The 17,634-nt window shown below is 61.8% G+C and carries 16 protein-coding genes and 1 tRNA gene; 6 read left to right on the top strand and 11 right to left on the bottom strand.

All coding sequences use genetic code 11. From position 1 onward, the window contains the following. Nucleotides 1-101 precede the first annotated feature (101 nt). Nucleotides 102-177: transfer RNA gene (locus K1X12_RS08690), tRNA-Lys, on the bottom strand. A gap of 222 nt (nt 178-399) precedes the next feature. On the opposite strand from K1X12_RS08690, the gene K1X12_RS08685 reads away from it, so the two are divergent. Next, nucleotides 400-900 carry a hypothetical protein gene (locus K1X12_RS08685; RefSeq protein WP_220987209.1) on the top strand — a complete coding sequence of 167 codons (501 nt, stop codon included), beginning with the start codon at nt 400-402 and terminating at the stop codon, nt 898-900. A gap of 3 nt (nt 901-903) precedes the next feature. Here K1X12_RS08685 and tgt read toward each other — a convergent pair whose 3' ends face one another. The 5 genes from tgt to K1X12_RS08660 all read right to left on the bottom strand — a co-directional run bounded on the left by tgt (nt 904) and on the right by K1X12_RS08660 (nt 5,568). Further along, nucleotides 904-2,043 carry a tRNA guanosine(34) transglycosylase Tgt gene (tgt, locus tag K1X12_RS08680; protein WP_220987208.1) on the bottom strand — a complete coding sequence of 380 codons (1,140 nt, stop codon included), beginning with the start codon at nt 2,041-2,043 and terminating at the stop codon, nt 904-906. Between the two features lie 165 nt (nt 2,044-2,208). After that, nucleotides 2,209-2,574 carry a hypothetical protein gene (locus K1X12_RS08675; RefSeq protein WP_220987207.1) on the bottom strand — a complete coding sequence of 122 codons (366 nt, stop codon included), beginning with the start codon at nt 2,572-2,574 and terminating at the stop codon, nt 2,209-2,211. Between the two features lie 327 nt (nt 2,575-2,901). Further along, nucleotides 2,902-4,041, bottom strand: coding sequence for a serine hydrolase domain-containing protein (locus tag K1X12_RS08670; RefSeq protein WP_220987206.1), 1,140 nt, complete (start codon nt 4,039-4,041; stop codon nt 2,902-2,904). 103 nt (nt 4,042-4,144) lie between these two features. Continuing rightward, entirely contained in the window at nt 4,145-5,032 is an 888-nt protein-coding gene (locus tag K1X12_RS08665) for a division plane positioning ATPase MipZ (protein WP_225907924.1), read from the bottom strand. 59 nt (nt 5,033-5,091) lie between these two features. Beyond that, complete coding sequence (locus K1X12_RS08660) at nt 5,092-5,568, bottom strand: hypothetical protein (protein WP_220987205.1); 477 nt, start codon at nt 5,566-5,568, stop codon at nt 5,092-5,094. Between the two features lie 67 nt (nt 5,569-5,635). On the opposite strand from K1X12_RS08660, the gene panC reads away from it, so the two are divergent. Continuing rightward, nucleotides 5,636-6,517, top strand: a complete 882-nt coding sequence (panC, locus tag K1X12_RS08655; protein WP_220987204.1) for a pantoate--beta-alanine ligase — start codon at nt 5,636-5,638, stop codon at nt 6,515-6,517. On the opposite strand, the gene hisC is transcribed toward panC, so the two are convergent. From hisC to K1X12_RS08630, 5 genes are all read right to left on the bottom strand, one after another. Beyond that, entirely contained in the window at nt 6,501-7,592 is a 1,092-nt protein-coding gene (hisC, locus tag K1X12_RS08650) for a histidinol-phosphate transaminase (protein ID WP_220987203.1), read from the bottom strand. The genes panC and hisC overlap by 17 nt on opposite strands. A 44-nt stretch (nt 7,593-7,636) precedes the next feature. Then, on the bottom strand, nt 7,637-8,671 hold the full coding sequence (locus K1X12_RS08645) for a LacI family DNA-binding transcriptional regulator (RefSeq protein ID WP_220987202.1): 1,035 nt from the start codon (nt 8,669-8,671) through the stop codon (nt 7,637-7,639). Nucleotides 8,672-8,761: 90 nt separating this feature from the next. Beyond that, nucleotides 8,762-9,733, bottom strand: a complete 972-nt coding sequence (locus K1X12_RS08640; protein ID WP_220987201.1) for a LysR family transcriptional regulator — start codon at nt 9,731-9,733, stop codon at nt 8,762-8,764. Between the two features lie 433 nt (nt 9,734-10,166). Beyond that, a complete protein-coding gene (locus tag K1X12_RS08635) occupies nt 10,167-11,210 on the bottom strand; it encodes a LacI family DNA-binding transcriptional regulator (RefSeq protein WP_220988840.1) in 1,044 nt (347 codons plus the stop codon). Between the two features lie 252 nt (nt 11,211-11,462). Further along, nucleotides 11,463-12,383 (bottom strand): fatty acid desaturase family protein, encoded by a 921-nt coding sequence (locus tag K1X12_RS08630; protein ID WP_220987200.1) that lies wholly within the window; start codon nt 12,381-12,383, stop codon nt 11,463-11,465. Between the two features lie 51 nt (nt 12,384-12,434). On the opposite strand from K1X12_RS08630, the gene K1X12_RS08625 reads away from it, so the two are divergent. From K1X12_RS08625 to K1X12_RS08610, 4 genes are all read left to right on the top strand, one after another. After that, the gene (locus K1X12_RS08625) at nt 12,435-13,277 is read left to right on the top strand and encodes a hypothetical protein (protein WP_225907923.1); all 843 of its coding nucleotides are present in this window, start codon (nt 12,435-12,437) and stop codon (nt 13,275-13,277) included. Between the two features lie 188 nt (nt 13,278-13,465). After that, nucleotides 13,466-13,840, top strand: coding sequence for a hypothetical protein (locus K1X12_RS08620; RefSeq protein ID WP_220987199.1), 375 nt, complete (start codon nt 13,466-13,468; stop codon nt 13,838-13,840). Then, the gene (locus K1X12_RS08615; protein ID WP_220987198.1) at nt 13,840-16,692 is read left to right on the top strand and encodes a response regulator; all 2,853 of its coding nucleotides are present in this window, start codon (nt 13,840-13,842) and stop codon (nt 16,690-16,692) included. The genes K1X12_RS08620 and K1X12_RS08615 overlap by 1 nt, the downstream gene beginning before the upstream one ends. Then, the gene (locus K1X12_RS08610; RefSeq protein WP_220988838.1) at nt 16,692-17,633 is read left to right on the top strand and encodes a diguanylate cyclase; all 942 of its coding nucleotides are present in this window, start codon (nt 16,692-16,694) and stop codon (nt 17,631-17,633) included. Before K1X12_RS08615 ends, K1X12_RS08610 begins: the two co-directional genes overlap by 1 nt. Nucleotide 17,634: the final 1 nt, after the last annotated feature.

Here is a 17,634-nt window from a genome sequence, read left to right as displayed (position 1 = left end):
AACGCCCGGCAAGCCTAGCGGCCTTGCCGGGCGTTTTGATTCCAGGCGCAGCAAAACCCTCCCGGAGGAAGCGGTTAGCGCCTTGATTTCAAGGGGGAAGATGGTGTGCCCAGCAGGGTTCGAACCTGCGACCTACTGATTAAAAGTCAGTTGCTCTACCAGCTGAGCTATGGGCACATCGCGATCGCCAAAACGACCGAAGCGGCCATTTAGGCCGGGAGTCGGGGTCGGTCAACCGTTCCCTGCACGCCAAGCCTTGAACTGGCCAACTTTTTCACATCTCATTGGCCGATGAGACACCTTTCCCTTGCTTTTTCAGCCCTTCTTCTCGCTTCAGCCTGCGCCAGCGGCGGGCAAAACACCTCAGAATCGGCCACGATCTCACAGGAAGTGGGCACCGTGGCGAGCGAGACAGCCACGCAGACACGCGACGGCTTTACCAATGCGGCGCTCTCGCCGCTGGAAGACCTGAACCTGCGCCGTCAGGAGATTCCGCCGGCGCTCGCCCCGCTGAAACAGCCCTATCTCTCCGGCGAGCCGATGACGTGTGAAGACGTGGCGGCACGCCTGGGGGAGCTGAAAGCCGTGCTGGGCCCCGACTGGGACGCGCCGACGCCCGAAGAGCGCCGCCGGACAGACCAGATTGCCGACGCCGCCTCCGGCTTTGCGCTCAACGCGGTGGAATCCGGGGCGACGGGGTGGATCCCCTTCCGGGGCCTCGTGCGGCAGGCGACCGGCGCGGCGAGCCATGAGAAGAAGGTAGCCCGCGCCTTCACGCTGGGCGCGCAGCAGCGGGCCTATCTCAAGGGCTATGGCATGGCGCTGGGCTGCGAGCAGCCGGCCCGCCCGGACTTCGACGCCCTGCGCGACGCCGAGGCCGACAAAGTGCTCTACAAGTAAGCCCTACTCGGCGGCGCGCGGCTTGGACTTCGTGCCTTCCCAGCGGGCCGACAGCTCTGCGCGGAGGGCTTCGAAGCGGCCTTCGGCGATGGCGGCGCGGATCTCCGCCATCAGGGCCTGGAAGAAGGCCGTGTTGTGCCAGGAGAGCAGCATCGGCCCGAGATATTCCCCGGCCTTGAAGAGGTGGTGCAGGTAAGCGCGGGAATAGTCGCGGCTGGCCGGGCAATCGACCGCTTCGTCCAGCGGGGCGAGGTCTTCGGCAAAGCGGGCATTGTTGAGATTGAGCGGGCCATCCCATGTCCACGCCTGACCGTGGCGGCCAGAGCGCGTGGGCAGCACGCAATCGAACATGTCGATGCCGCGCGCAACGCTTTCGACAAGATCAATCGGCTTGCCGACGCCCATGACATAGCGCGGCATACCATCAGGCAGATGCGGCACGGTCATGTCGATGGTGGCACACATCTGCTCATGGCCTTCGCCCACGGCGAGACCGCCCAGCGCAATGCCGCCGAAGCCCTGCGAGATGACACCTTTTGCCGAGCGCGCGCGCAGATCTGCAAAGTTCGAGCCCTGAATGATGCCGAACATCGTCTGGCTGTCGCGGACGCCGAACGCGTCGAGGCTGCGCTCGCCCCATTTCAGGGAGAGCTCCAGGCTGCGCTCGGCTTCTTCATGCGTACACGGAAAATTCGTGCACTCATCGAGCTGCATGGAAATGTCGGCGCCCAGAAGGTCTGCCTGGATCTCGATGGAGCGGGCGGGCGTCAGCCGGTGGGTCGAGCCATCGATATGGCTCTGGAAGGTAACGCCGTCAGCGTCCATCTTGCGCAGCTGGGCGAGCGACCAGACCTGGAAGCCGCCACTATCGGTCAGCATCGGGCCGGACCAGCCGGAGAATTTGTGCAGGCCGCCCAGCTTCTTCACCCGCTCGGCGCCGGGGCGTAGCATGAGGTGGTAGGTGTTGCCGAGGATGATGTCGGCCCCTGCCCCTTTGACCTGATCCATATAAAGCGCCTTCACCGTGCCGGCCGTGCCGACGGGCATGAAGGCGGGCGTGCGGATGTCTCCGCGCGGGGTTTTCAGGCGGCCGGTGCGCGCTTTGCCCTCGCGGGCGGCGATTTCAAATGGAAACGTAGCCATGGGGCGGGCGTATAGGGGCGCTGGCGCGGGAAGCCAAGTGGGGCGGCTGCGCGGGCGGCCGGAACGCGCAGGGGCGCGGCCGGTGGGGGTGTGCTTGGGTTGGGGGAAAGAGTTGTGGGAGATCCCCGCCTTCGCGGGGATGAGCGGAGGTTGGTGCGGGGGGAGTTAGGATGTGTCGGGGGTGAGCCCGCTGATCCTTCGACTTCGCTCAGGATGAGCTTCGGGAGGTGGGGTGTTTGAGGCGTCCCCAAAACAACAGGAAAACGCCAACGGGGCCTGGGTGAGGTTCGTCGGGAGATCGGATTCCCAGACGGGATCGCTCCATTCCGGTTTCGTGAGCGCTGGTTTCTTGTAGGCGCGCCAATGGTCGCCGACGCTGACGATGTGGATGCGGCCCCATTTGGTGACGGCGATGAGGAGGGTGCGGAGTTCCACGTCCTGCCGTTTGAAGATCGCGCGCAGCTGCAGCCAGAGGTATGGCCAGAAGACTGGCAATACATGGGCATAGAGGCGGGCGATCTGGGGTGTCATGGGGCTGAGTATATGTCAGCCTGCGGAGGGGGTGGATACGATTGCGGGTTGTGGTGTGTTTGTGGGCGATGGGTGTTGGATAGGTGAGCCCGCTCTATCCTTCGACTTCGCTCAGGATGAGCTTCTCTAGCGCAGCATTTCGGAGCTCATCCTGAGCGTCCTTCGCCGGGCTCAGGATGAGGTCGACGGATGGGCGGGCTGCGCTGGGTCCCGGTCTTCGCTTGCAGCGAAACCGGGATGACGGAGCCGAGGGGGCTGCGGCGTTGGAGTTTTTTGCGGGAAACGCCAAGAAAACTCCAACGGGACGCCAAATACTCCAACGGCGCCCTACCCCGCCATGAAGACCTGCCAGGCGGCCATCAGCATGCCGAAGGCGCGCAGGTCTCCGGTGGTGGTGGGGGCCATCTTGTTCATGGCGTAGGCGTAGGTGGCGCGCTGGTCCATGTCGATCACGGCGAGGGAGCCGCCATAGCCGCCCCAGTAGATCGTGTTCGGATTGGGGAAATTGGCAATGCCCCCCGGCAGGCCGAAGCCGAGACCGTAGCGGACGGGCACTTTCAGGATCTTGTCTTCCCCCTCGATCTGGAATTCCAGCGCCTTGCGGCAGCCAGCCTCGGACATGATCTGCTTGCCGTTTGCCGCCCCGCCATTGGCGAGGATGGTGTGGACGAGGGCGACCGAGCGGGCATTGCCTGTGCCGCCAGCCGCGGGGATTTCAGCGGCGCGCCAGGCGCGGGTGCGCGTGTCCATCGGATCGATGGGCGGGTTCATCAGGTTGAGGATCAGCGGATCGACGGCGCCATCCCCCATCGCCGAACCGGCGGGTGGAGGCGTGAGATCGGCAACGCGATAATCTTCCGTGGCCGGAAGGCCGATATGAAAGTCTGCGCCGATGGGCCCGGCAATTTCCTTGCGGAAGACCGTGCCGACCGTTTCGCCCGCCACGCGGCGGATGACTTCGCCGACGAGATAGCCCTGCGTCATCGCGTGGTAGCCCGGCGCGCTGCCCGGCTGCCAGTAAGGCGCCTGCGCGGCGAGCAGGCTGGTGGCTTTCTCCCAGTCGTAAAGGTCTTCCCGCGTCATCGGCGCCTTCCAGCCGGAGAGGCCGGCCGAATGGCTCATCAGATGGGCGACGGTCACGTCCGCTTTGCCGTTGGCGGCAAATTCCGGCCAGTATTTTGCAACCGGGTCCTCAAATTTCAGCGCGCCCTTGTCGGCAAGGTAGAGCGCCGTCAGTGCCGTCATCGTCTTGGTGGTGGAGTAGACATTGACCAGCGTGTCCTGCTGCCAGGGGCGCGCCTGCGCCTCGTCGGCATAGCCGGCCCAGATGTCAATCACGGGTTTGCCGTCCAGCGTCATGCAGAAGCAGGCACCGTTTTCCTGGCCGTTTGCAAAGTTCTGCGCGAAGGCATCGCGCACGGACGCAAAGCGCGCCTCCACGGCGCCGTGGACTTCAGTCTGGCTCATTGGTTTCCCCCCAAAAAGGATATGCCCGCCCTGGTGGCAGGTCATTCTATCGATCAAGGGGTAAGGCAGCCGCCGGAGGCTGGCAAGCGTGACGCCAGGACGATCAGAAATCGATCGTGGCGCCGGCAAGCTCGGGCAGCTGGAGCACGATGACGAGATCGCGCATTTCCTGGCGGGCGGCCTTGTGGCTCATCGAGAAGGCGACGTTGGAGCCCTCTTCGGTGAGGTCCAGCAGGGTGAGACCTGCAGGGAACAGCTCGCGGTAGATCACGCGCTCGGAGAGGCCCGGCGCCAGGCGGAAGCCAATGCGGCGGGAAAGGTTTTCCAGCGCGCCACCGACACGTTCCTTGTTGCGGGCCGCCAGCGGCGACATGCGGTTACGCATCACCACCCAATCAATCGGGCGGCGGCTCGACTGGGCTTTCTTCTTCCGGCAGTCCCACACCATTTCGGAGTAGAAGCTGGGGCGGACGACTTCGAGCGTCTGGGGGTTCACGTCTCCCAGCAGGTCGAAATCGACGAAGCTGTCATTTAGCGGGGTGATCAGCGTGTCGGCGCTGCGGTGCGCGAGGCGGGACAGGAAGGTATCGCCGCCGGGCGCATCGACGATGATGAAATCGCAGGTCTGCTTGAGGCGCGCGAGGCCGAGATTGAAGCGTTCGCTCTCTTCGGCTTCGGCGCGGTCGAGATCCCGCTCCTGGCTGGCCTCGACGCGCACGATCTCCGGCATGACAAGCGTGGCGCCAGTTGTCTGGGCCCAGCGGACACGGTTTTCGAGATAGCGAGTCAGCGAGCGCTGGCGGACATCGAGATCGATCACGCCGACCTTCTTGCCGGTCCGCAGGAGCGCAACGGAGAGGTGGATCGAAACCGTGGACTTGCCGGCACCGCCCTTTTCATTGCCGATGACAATCACACGCGCGTCGCGGGCGGGCGCCTCAAGGCCCCCACCGGCAACACGACTCAGATGAGCGACGCCGTCGGCGGGCATCCTGGGAACTCCACAGAACCTCCGGCGGAAAACATATGCCGCCGGTCAAACAACTTGCTTCAGGCGACGCGCGGAAGCGCTTCGACAGGCATCGCGACCGAGTTGGCCGTACGCGGCAGGGCGAAGGTATGTTCGACAAAGAGGTCGTCATCCTCAAATGGAACAACGTTGGTGAGCACCGGGATAGGCGCGCGATCTTCGTCGAAAAGCATCGGGTCGATCGCGAGCGGCGCATCGGAAGGCGCGGCATACGCCATTTCTGCAGCCTCCGGGACGCGGGCAAGGCTGGACAGTACGCCGCGAAGCGCCGAAAGAGCACCAGATACGCGGGAATACTCCTGCTCCAGCATATAAGCACCGGAGGCGAGGTTGGTCTCAGGCCGATCGAACAGCCAAGTATCGTGTTCATCCTCGGTGCGGAAGCTGCCCCGAATGGGTTCGGGATGCCTTTCCGCGACGTTTGCCTTGCGCAGGCCAAGCGAAACTGCACCAAAGAGTGCGAGCGAGCGGAGGGTGGTAACGATGCGCTGGGTCATGTCTGTAAAATTCCCGCGTATGGGTTAACAACGCATTAACTTCATCCTGAAGCAGGGCATCTGGAAAGTGAATTCCACGAAAGAAAACTTAGTAGAGATCATCCGCACACGCAGCGAGCTGCAGGCGCGGGTAAGGGCCTGGAAACAGGCAGGTGAAACCGTCGGTTTCGTCCCCACCATGGGGGCGCTGCATGGGGGGCACCTCTCGCTCATTGAAAAGGCTCAGGAAAAAGCCACGCGCACGATTGCGAGCATTTTCGTCAACCCGACCCAGTTCGCGCCAGGCGAGGATTTCGACACCTATCCACGGCACGAAACCGAAGACATTGCGAAACTTGCGAGCGTGAACTGCGACGCGGTTTATCTGCCCAGTGTTGCAGAAATGTATCCCGAAGGATCGGTGACGAACGTCCGCGTCGAATCGCTTTCCGATTTGCTGGACGGAATCTACAGGCCGCACTTCTTCTATGGCGTGGCAACCGTGGTCGCCCGCCTCTTCCTCCACACGCAGCCCGATGTGGCCGTGTTCGGGGAGAAGGATTACCAGCAGCTGCAGGTGATCCGCCGGATGGTGCGCGATCTGGGTTTCCCGATCGAGATCATCGGGGGCGAGACCCAGCGCGATGCGGACGGCCTCGCCCAGTCATCGCGTAATCTTTATCTTTCCCCAGAGGAACGTCGCACGGCGGGCGCGATCTATGCCGCAATGCACCGCGCCAGGACGCGCCTGGCGCTGGGCACCCTGCCCGGCGAAGCGATGGCCGAGGCCGAAGCGCTGCTGGGCAAGGCAGGGTTCCGCAAGATCGACTATGTGACGCTGGTGGACCCGGCCACATTACAGGCGCTGCCCGTGGATCAGCCGCTGGAACCAGGCACGCCCGCGCGGATGCTGGTGGCCGCCTGGATGGGCAAGACCCGCCTGATCGACAATATCAACGCCGGGCAGTGAAGGCCTTGAGCGCATCGAGGAAGCGCTGGTTGTCTTCAGCGCTTCCGACCGACGTGCGCAGCTTGGTGGGCAGGCCATAGCCGCCGATGGCACGCACGAGGATGTCGTTATCCTTGAGGTGCTGGTTGGCAGCGGCCGCGCGCTCGGCGGTGCCGAATTCCGACACGATGAAGTTGGCGTGGGAAACCGGCGTCGAAAGGCCCATGGCGTTGAGCGCGTCTGTCATGATCGCGCGCCACTTCGTATTATGGTCGCGCGACATGGTGAGGAACTCTTCGTCGCCGACAGATGCGATACCGGCGGCGGCGGCCATGGAGCTGACATTGAACGGCCCGCGAATGCGCTGATAGATCTGCGCGATGGCAGCGGGCATGTAGGCCCAGCCAAGACGCATGGCGGCGAGACCATAGATTTTCGAGAAAGTACGGATCATCACCGTGTTGTCGCGCCGGTCGACCAGGTCGCGCAGCTCTGCCTCGTAAGCGGGGCCGAGATATTCCGAATAGGCGCCATCGACGACGAACAGCACATGCGGCGGCAGGGCATCCTGAAGGGACTGCAACTCGGCTATCGAGAGCATCGTGCCGGTGGGGTTGTTCGGATTGGCGAGAAACAGGATTTTCGTGCGCGCGGTGACCGAGCCGAGGATCGCGTTGACGCCGGCGGTCATGTCCGTTTCCGGCGCGGTGACAGGCGTGGCGCCGTGGGCACCTGCCGAGACGCGGTACATCGAGAAGGCATGTTCGGTGAACAGGACTTCGTCGCCGGGGCCTGCATAGCACTGGGTGAGCAGGTGGATCAGTTCATCCGAGCCCGCGGCCTGAACCACGCGGGACACGTCCGCGATACCTTTGGCGGCAGCGATCGCGCTGCGCAGGGCGCCGTAATCGGGATCGGGATAGACATGCGATGCGCCGATCACCGCGCGGGCCGCCTCAATCGCCCTGGGGCTAGGCCCAAAGGGATTTTCGTTGGACGCCAGCATTGCCACAGGCCCCTTGGCGCCATGCAGCTTGCCGCCCGGAACATAGGGTTTCGTGGCGGCGATGTGCGGGAGGGGCTGGATCGTGTTCATGGCCCGGCGCTTACACGAAAGCCAGCGCGCAGGGAACTGGCTCGTCAGGCCTCCGGCGCTGCGGTTGTTTCCCGCACCACCAGCCTGTGTGGGAGGCAGGCCGCCTGCGGCGCCTCAGAAGCAGTCTTGTCCAGCAACATGCCGACCGCCACAGACGCCATTTCACGGCTCGGCTGAGCGACCGATGTCAGTGCAGGATAAACGATAGAGGCAAGAGGCGTATCGTCGAAGCCGACCACCGACAACTGCTGGGGCACGCGCAGGCCGGACCGGTAGGCGGCGGTGAGTACGGCGGCGGCCATATCATCATTGCTGGCAAATATGGCCGTGGGCCGCTCCGCGAGCGCCAGAAGCTGGCCGGCGGCGCGGAGGCCGGACTCAAAGTCGAAATTACCCCGAACGATCAGGGCATCCTCAAGCGTAAGGCCGTGCGCGGCCAAGCCCGCACGGAAGCCATTCTCACGCAACAGCGACTGGGGATGAGATGGAGGCCCGGCGATGAAACCAATTCGACGATGCCCGAGCGCGATAAGGTGCTCGGCGACTTCGTGAGCGGCGCCAATGTCATCCATCGTTACACGGCCGGTTTCGCCATCTGCTTCGGTGTGAGAGAGGCGCACGAACGGCGTGCCAGCGGCAGCCAGGCTTTGCATGAGGACGATATCTTCCGTGAGCGGCGGTGTTAGGATGGCGCCGGCAAGTTCTGCGCCGCCGCGCGGGAGGATGGCTGCCCCGCCCTCTTCTTCCGCAAGCTGTTCAAATGCAATGCTGAACCCTTCGGCATTGCCGCGCTGAAGCGCGCCGATCTGGATCTCTCCAAGATAGTTCCGCGAAGGATTCGTGTAGAACACTCCGATAAGACGGCTTTGCCCTGCCCTGAGGCTTCTCGCGTATTGGTTGGCGCGATATCCGAGACGACCGACAGCCTCCATGACGCGCGTGCGTGTTTCGACGCGCACGTTCGGCTCGCCATTCAGGACGCGGCTCACAGTCTTGAAGGAAACGCCCGCTTCCCGGGCGACATCAACAATAGTTGCCGGGCGCCTGTCAGTCGTGTTGATGATATCCCCCTCAGGCAACGCCAATGCTCGGATGAACGGTGCGGGGGATCATAGGACGCCGACACACCGGTGCGCAATGGCACCGGGTCGGCGCGGTGAACGCCAACTTCAGCGCTTGCCGGCGGCGCCAGGGAAAATGTGGACGTTGGACAGGATTTCACGCGGATGGATGAATTCCTCGCGGAACCAGATCGCATCTGGTTGTTCAAACCGTTTGCGCAGCCAGTCCACAAAGGCCTGTCCTTCCGGGAGCCTGCGGAAACGCTCCGTATAGACCACCCAGAATTGGATGGGCGCGATCTCCGGAAGATCCAGCGGAACGATGCGGTCTTCCATCGCGGCGACGAAGGACGGCAGGATCGCGACCCCGCCCCCTTCGGCACAGGATTGGATCAGCGCCGTACCGGAATTGGAGATGAAAGCGTAATCGATCATCCGGCGCAGCTCGGACATCTTGGGCGCCCAGCGCTCGACCTGATTTACATAGGATGAGTGCATCAGGCAGCGATGCTTGTAATATTCGAACAGGCTTTCAGGCGGCTTTCTGCCGGCGAAATAATCGCGCGCGGCAAAGCCGATATAATGCTGGACGCCGAGCTTGTGGGTCAGCAGCTCATGGCTCTTGGGTTCACTGAAATGGAGGGCGATATCGGCCTCGCCGTTGAGAACGTCAGCGGGTTCGTCCTTGACGATCATCCGTATCTGGACCCGGGGGTTCGCCTCCTGGAACTCATGCATCCGGGCGGCCAGCCAGTAAGGCCCAATGCCATCACCCGTGGACATGACAATGCGGCCTTCGACAGACGCCCGTTTAGCGCCAGCCTGATCGCTGAGCACGTCGGCGGCATCAGCCATCTGGTGCGCGTAGCGCAGCACAACGCGGCCCGCATCAGTCAACTCAACACCGCGCGTGGAGCGGATCAGCAACTGCGCGCCCAGATTGGCTTCCAGGTCGTCGATCTTGCGGCTGATAGTGGGCGGAGATTCGCCAAGCCGCGCCGCAGCACCACTCATGCTGCGAAGCTCCGCGACCACGCGGAATACGCGCAATGTGTCCCAGTCCAGACGCTCTGAATACATAACCGTCACCTAGCCAATTGCCGATCCGGAATACAGAGGCGGAAACCAGATCGACTGCCGAACCATGGCGTTAACCTGTCGAAAATCCCCCTGCAATTGATTGAATCAGTTGGCCGGGCTGACCTACGGTTGCGAAAACCTGAGTCTGTTAGTTTGCAATTCGCTGCATCCATTACAGGTGCAGCCTCTTAACGGTGACGCTGCACATCCGTTTTGCGAAAGATGTATTTTTGTGTTGCCTCATCCAAAGGCATCATAGGGATGGCTCAGGGCAAGACTGGTGCGGTGAAGCAGCTGGTCGACCCGATCCAGCGGGCCGATTATTTCCGCATGTAACTGATCATATCCGTACCATCCCCCGGCGTCGCGTCTCCTCTCCAGAGGCTGCAAGCTGTTATCGGATGTCCGGCGTGAAACTGGATTGCAGGAATACTCAGCGACGCGGAGCGGCGGCCGAGGAGTCGCGCACCACGATTTCCGGCGTGAAGCTTATCATTTCTTCGGGCTCTACTCCGGCTGCCTGATCCAGCAACAGGCGCGCCGCCGCCTTGCCCATCTCGCGGACCGGCAGGCGCACGGTGGTGAGCGCAGGCCAGAGACGGCCCGCGATCGGTGTATCGTCAAAGCCGACGATGGAAACATCTTCCGGAATGCGCAGCCCCGCCTTGCGCACGGCCACGCAGGCGCCCGTCGCCATCTCGTCATTGCCCGCGAACACCGCCGTCGGGCGGCGCTTGCCATAGAGCAGGCGCTCCATCGCCTGCAGCCCGGAATCGAAGGTGTAGCCTGCCTCGACTGTCAGTTCCGGGAACAGCTCCCGGCCCGCCTCGGACAAGCCACGCTGGAATCCATTGCGGCGCTCATGCGCGGACCGGAAGGATTCCGGGCCATGTATGTGGGCAATATCGGTGTGCCCCAGCGCGCAGAGATGACGGGCCACCTGAGCGGCGCCCTCGCTGTCATGCGTAAGGATCATCCGGCCCGGCTCGTCCAGAACGCCCGAAGCAATGCGGACATAATCCACATCGTTTTCGCGTAGCATGACGGCAAGCTCTTCGTCTTCGGAGACCGAGGGCGGCAGGATGAGACCGAAGGGCTTATGCTGCTGGATGAACTGGCGCAGGCGGCCAGGATAATGCGCATCCGTGCGGCTGACCGGGCGCAGGACGAGCTGGAAATCCGTCTCCTCCAGCACATCAAGAATGCCGCGCTGCATGTTCACCACATATTGCGGGCTCGGATTGTCATACACCAGCCCGACAAGAAACGAACGGCGCAGCGCCAGCGCGCGGGCCTGCGGATCGGGCGAATAGCCAAGCTCCGCGATGATCGCCCTGATCACCTCCCGCGTCTTCGGCTTGACCAACGGACTGTCATTGATGACGCGCGAAACGGTCTTCTTCGAGACCTTCGCGATCCGCGCAATATCGTTGATGGTCGCCCGGCCCTGCCCCTTGAATTCGGCGGCATCCCGCACGGCGGCCGCGATTTCTGCTTCGAAGTCAGGCTTCGACTTGTTGGTCACCGGAAATCCCTGTCAAATAAAGGAATGTCCTGTCTTGCCCAGCGGTGGACATTTGACAAGCTCGGACGTTTTCAGCCGCTGTCAGATGCCCCGGCGACGCGCCGGAATCGAGCAGCTCGGGCACCTCCGGTCCGGCGGGAAGGGGCATGGGCGCCGCCGGCAGATATCTGCCAGCGGCGTTCGGATTTCAGGAAATGTCGCGCCCTATTCCGCCGCGACCATCTGCGGAGCGTCATCCCGGCGGACTGCGCGGCGGATAACGTCGAAATAGTCTTTGGAGATACAGTCCACACCCTCGAAATAGCCGCGGCTGGCGAGCAGCGTGTGCAACTTGCGCAGGTTGTAGGGCGGAATATGGGCGAACAGGTGGTGTTCCAGGTGAAAGTTCACATTGTTCGGCGCCACCAGAACGCGCTGCCAGAATGGCGCGAGCGTTGTGCCGGTGTTCAGGCGCGCATCGCGGCTTGTGCGGTCCAGCGCCGTGCCATGCTCGCCGATCTGCCGTAGACGAACGATCGCCGGATAGACAAAGATCTCCGCCACCCACCACATCAGATAGGCCCAGGGCGCGCCTGCCAGCGTCAACGTGCCAAGCAGCAGCACATGGAAGGCAAGCCAGGGATAGTTGCGCGAAAGCTTGAAGTTTTTGATCTTCCGCATCGTGTCACGGAAGCCAGTACGCCCCGTCAGGTCACGCACGAATTTGCGGCGCAGGCTTTCGGCAGGCACCGGATAGTTCTTCACGAAGATGATATCCGGATCATCCGGCGTGCCGGCATATTGATGATGTTTGAGGTGGTAGGCACGGTAGGCCGCCAGCGAAATATTCATCGGCGCGCCGACCAGCCAGTGGCCGACAAATTCATCGACCGCCTTGCTCTTGAAGAAGGCGTGGTGGGCGCAATCATGGTTGATGATACCCAGCCCCAATTGCCGCCCGCCGAGGATCACGATGCCGAGCAGGATCGTCAGCGGATTAGGCCACACGATCGCCATGGCAAACGCCGCCACGATCAGCCCCCAGTTCCACACCAGCGTCGCCAGTGCCTTGAGGTCTGATTTCTCTCGGAGCGCATTGAGCTCCTCTTTTGACAGGACATCGGAAATCCTGGCTAAAGACTGCATGGACGGCCTCCCATTATGTGTTCTGAAACCCTTATTACCCAAAATGACGCAATGAGTCAATTTTCGTATTATTACACTCCCCTGAAACCGGCGGACCTCTCCGCCCGGTCGCTGATCCTGTCCCTGATCAGCAGCATCGACAGCGACCGGCAGTCGATTGCCGGGCTGATCAATGCAGGCGCCCTCTTCGGCATCGAAGCGGCGACCATCCGCGTCGCCGCCACGCGCCTGCTGAAGGACGAGCTGCTGGAAAGCCCCGAGCGCGGCGTCTATGTGCCCGGCCCGAAAGCACGGGCGCTCACCCGCCGCGTGCAGGAATGGCGGGAGGGGGCATCCAAGGCTGTCGACTGGAATGGCGACTGGCTCGTCGCCCTTACGCATCATCTGGGCCGGCGCGATCGCAAACAGCTAAAAACCCGGGAAAGGGCGCTCGCCCTGTCAGGGTACCGTGAAGCGGAAGCCGGCCTGTGGGTACGCCCGGCAAATCTCGCGCGCCCACTGGAAACCCATCACCACGACGTCATCGCGCTCGGCGCGGACTCAGCGCTGAGCATATTGCGCGTCTCCCAGATCGCATCCTTCGAAATGCAGAACTGGCCCCGGCTCTGGTCATCCCGGGAACTTGAAGCTTCTTATGCGGCAGCAATCGACGCCATGACCACGAGCCTCAAACGCCTTGAGACCCTGACGCCGGCCGACGCGGCGCGCGAGTCCCTGCTTATCGGTCAAGCCGTTATCCGGGCCATCAACTTCGATCCGTTGCTTCCACCCGAGCTCGGCAATCAGAGCCTGTTCCGCCAGATGGTCAGTGCAATGAACACTTACAATCAGGCCGGCCAGGCCGCCTGGCGCACCTACAATGCGTCCATGAACACACCCCGCCCTGCTGCCTAAGGTGCCGGAATTCCGCCCGAAAACACATCAGAATCCGGTTGGTCGTCCGGCGTTCTCTTTACGCAAATTGATGCCGTATTAAGACACTGGCCCTGCGAACAGCCATTCGATAACCATTCCCAAATCTAGTTCACATACAACTTACCATCGAAATCGGTAGGTTGGGCCAAAGATAAATGATCGGATGGATGAGAACTGGCACGACCGCCGGGGAGCGCGCAGCGCCTTCCGCTGAGCGCGTTCGCATCTCCGATTTCCTGCCTGCCGGGGCACTTCTAATCGTTGGCCTGCTTGCGTTGCAGATTGCAACACTTTCCACAGCGCCCTCGAATGGCAAATATCTGGTGATCGCGCCGCCTGGCTCCAGTATCGGCGATACAATCAACATTATTGGAGAGGCCCAAGGCGGGCTGCAAAAGTTCACACGCTTTTCCAACGCCGTAATCGCGTCCTCCAGCGCGCCCAACTTCGCAGAAAAGTTACATGAGGCTGGCGCCTGGCTGGTGCTGCCTTCGCCGGTTCAGACCGGCTGCTTCACAACTTCCTCCAGAGAGAATTCTTGATGATCGCTGAACTCGATACGTTTCGGGCGCACTTTGGCCGGTTCCTGCTGATTATTCTGTGGGCACACGTTCCGGCGCTGATGTTCATCGCCATACAAACAGATCATTCTCCCGTCTGGGCAGCCGCTGCAGGCGCACTTCTTGCAGGCAGCTATCACTTCTCCTGGCTCCGCAGCGGCACCGCGCCAGCCACCCGCTATATTTCCGCCGTCGCACTAATGGGTGAACCGGCGCTGATGCTGTTTCTTCTGACGGGACATCCCTGGCAGATGGACATGCACATGTATTTCTTTGCGATGCTGGCCCTCACAATCGCCTGGTGCGATTGGCGGGCGATCATTGCAGGCGCTATCACCGTTTCCATCCACCACCTGCTGCTTCTCTATGTGCTGCCATCGGCAGTCTTCTCGCAGGAAGGCAATATCGAGCGCGTAATTCTCCATGCCGTAATTGTCATCTTCCAGACCATCGTTCTGGTATGGATCAGCAACAAGCTGGTGGAGAGTTTCGAGCGCATCGGGAAGATGAGCGAAGAAATTCTCATCAAGAACGAAGCCCTCACCGAGCGGACGCGCGAAGCGGAGAACGCGAACCGCTCCAAAAGCCTGTTCCTGGCCAATATGAGCCATGAAATCCGCACACCGATGAATGCGATCCTCGGCTTCTGTCACCTCATTGCGCGCACCGAGCTTACGGCGAAGCAGAAAGATCATGTAACAAAGATCAATGATGCCGGCGTCTCGCTCCTGCGCCTCATCAACGATATTTTGGACTTCTCCAAGAACGAGGCCGGCAAACTGACCCTGGAAGCGAGGCCGTTCGATCTGCGCACGGCGATTGCCAACCAGATCAATCTGGTCGGCATGGACGCAGACGACAAGCGCGTGAAGATCGAAACGCGTATCTCTCCGGCTGTTCCATACAAGGTCGTGGGCGATGAGCTGCGCTTCAATCAGGTTGTCCTCAATCTGCTCAGCAATGCCGTCAAATTCACGGAAAACGGCAAGATAACAGTCCGCGTCGATGTCGCCTCCACGTATGACCGGGAAGTCATGCTGGAGCTTAGCATTGCGGACACCGGCATCGGCATGTCGGCGGACCAACAAGCCAAACTGTTCAACTCCTTCTCGCAGGCCGACAGCTCCACCACCCGGAAATTCGGTGGAACAGGGCTTGGCCTAGCCATCTGCCGGCAGATCGTCGAACAGATGGGCGGCAATATCGCAGTGGAAAGCACGCCAGGCGCGGGCAGCACCTTCACCTTCCGCATCAAGGTATCGGTGGAAGACAAGCATCAGCGCGAAGATGATCGCCCGCCCGCCTATGTTCAGACCTTGCGCGTGCTGGCGGCTGACGACAATCCGGCCGCTCGCCAAATCATTCAGGAAATCTTTGGCACCTGGGACATGATGGTCGATCTCGTTGCCTCCGGCCAGGAAGCGCTCGGCGCGCTGGAAAGCGCCCGGCAGAGCGGTAAACCTTACGATCTCGTCCTGCTCGACTGGAAGATGCCCGGCATGGACGGGATGGAAACTGCCAAGATCATGCGGTCGCAGCGGCATCAGGAAAAGATGCCGATCACGCTCATGGTCACGGCCTATTATGCTGACGAATTTGTTCAGGAAGCGCGCGCGGCAGACATTTCAGCGTTTCTGCCGAAACCGGTCGACCCCCGCATGCTGCTGGACACGATAACGGATCTCTTCTCCGGTCAGGCTTCGTCGGTGTCCCTGCTGCCTCCCGCCGAGCTGCCATCGAGCACCATCCCACGTATCGCCGCTCAGTTTGAAGGCCTCTGCGTGCTGGTGGTGGATGATAATGAGATCAACCGCGAAATCGCCATTGAACTGCTCAGCGATGCCGGTCTCAGAACGGCTTGCGCCGAGAATGGCCGCATCGCATGCGGCATGATGATGGAAAGCGGCGAGAATTATGCCTGTGTACTGATGGACGTTCAAATGCCGGAAATGGATGGCATCGAAGCGACACGCCTCATCCGAGAAAGCTGGACACCCGAGCGCCTGCCTATTGTCGCGATGACCGCCCACGCTTTCGAAGAAGAGAAGAAGCGCTGCTTCGCAGCGGGCATGAATGATCATATTGCCAAGCCCGTCGATCCGGCTGAACTGATCGACAAGCTGAACTATTGGCTGACCGAACGCGGCAAGTCCCAGCCCCGCCGCAAGACAAGCCCCGCAAGGCCCGCCGAACAGTCCATCCTGCCGGAAGAGCTACCCCCATTCGACCTTTCCGCCGCCCTTGGCCGTGTCAATGGCAAGGCGCCGCTTCTCCGCAAACTGATCATAAACTTCGGCGAAAACTATGCCGCGATCGCTTCGGATATGCGCCGCCTTATCGCCGAGGGCCATGCGCAGGACGCCCGCCGCCTGGCGCACACGCTGAAAGGCGTTGCCGGATCTCTGGAAATCTCCGGCCTCCAGGAAGCCGCCTCCACAATTGAAACGCTTCTCTCATCGGGCAATGTCTCAGGCGCGCAACGCGCAATCGTGGACCTTGAGAAGCAGCTCACCCCCGCAGTCGAAGCCGCCCGCAGCCTGAATGACACCGCCGCACGCGGTGCCGAAGCCCCATCCGCCATCCTGGACAAGGCAGCGCTTCAGGCCGCGCTGAACGAGCTGCAAACACATCTTAGACGCCGCAGCCTTGGCGCCCGCGCCAGCTTCGACCGGTTTGCCGCCGCCGCTGGCCTCTCCGGTGACGCCCGCGCCGCCCACCCGCTTCTCAAAGCCATCGAGAAGCTGGACTACGAAACTGCCCTCAGGATGATCGAGACAACGACTGCGGACATGCTGGCGGGAGCCAGCCAATCGCAAGACGAAAGTGCAGCATGATGAAGAAAGCCACCATCCTCATCGTCGACGACGAAATCTCGAACATAGAGATCATCAACGCGATCCTCGAAGACAGGTACGAGATCTGCTTTGCGACCTCCGGCACGCAGGCAATCGAAGTGATGCGCGAGCTTCAGCCGGACCTCGTCCTGCTGGATGTCCTGATGCCCGGCATGGACGGATTCGACGTTTGCCGCCGGGTGAAGAATGATCCCGATCTCGTGGATATCCCGATCATCTTCACGACCGGCCTTGGCGACACGGCCGACGAGATGAAAGGCCTCTCCCTCGGCGCCATCGACTACGTCACCAAGCCAATCCAGCCTGCCATTCTCAAGGCGCGCGTCAGCAATCATATCGAGCTGAAGAATCTACGTGATCAGCTTGCGGAGCTTGCCGTCACGGATGCGCTCACGGGCCTAAAAAACCGCCGCCATCTTGAGCGTACGCTGAGCAGCGAATTTGCCCGCCTCGGCCGTAGCGAAGAATGGCTGTCGGTCATCATGCTCGACATAGACTTCTTCAAACAGTTCAACGACACCTATGGTCACCCTGCCGGCGATCGCTGCATCGCGATGATCGCCGCAACCCTGAAGCGTGTCGTGCAGCGTGCATCTGACACCACCGCGCGCTATGGCGGTGAGGAGTTCGCCTGTATCCTGCCCAATATGCCCCCGGAAGAAGCCGAGCTGATCGCTCAGGAAATCCGCCATCAGGTCCACACGCTGAACATCCCGCATGTCCGCTCGCAGGCCCAGCCCTATGTTACCGTCTCAATCGGTGTCGCCAGCGCCCGCTGCACGCAAGATCTCTCGCCGGAAATGTGGGTGTCGCAGGCGGACTTGCAGCTCTATCGCAGCAAAGCCGCCGGTCGGGATCGCATCTCGACGACCGAATTCTCCGCCGACGCCTATCGCAAGGCCACCGGCACCCACGGCTAAC

Source organism: Hyphomonas sediminis (assembly GCF_019679475.1).
Lineage (GTDB): Bacteria > Pseudomonadota > Alphaproteobacteria > Caulobacterales > Hyphomonadaceae > Hyphomonas > Hyphomonas sediminis.
Note: the sequence above shows the minus strand (reverse complement) of the source record. Positions and strands in the feature narration are given on the sequence as shown.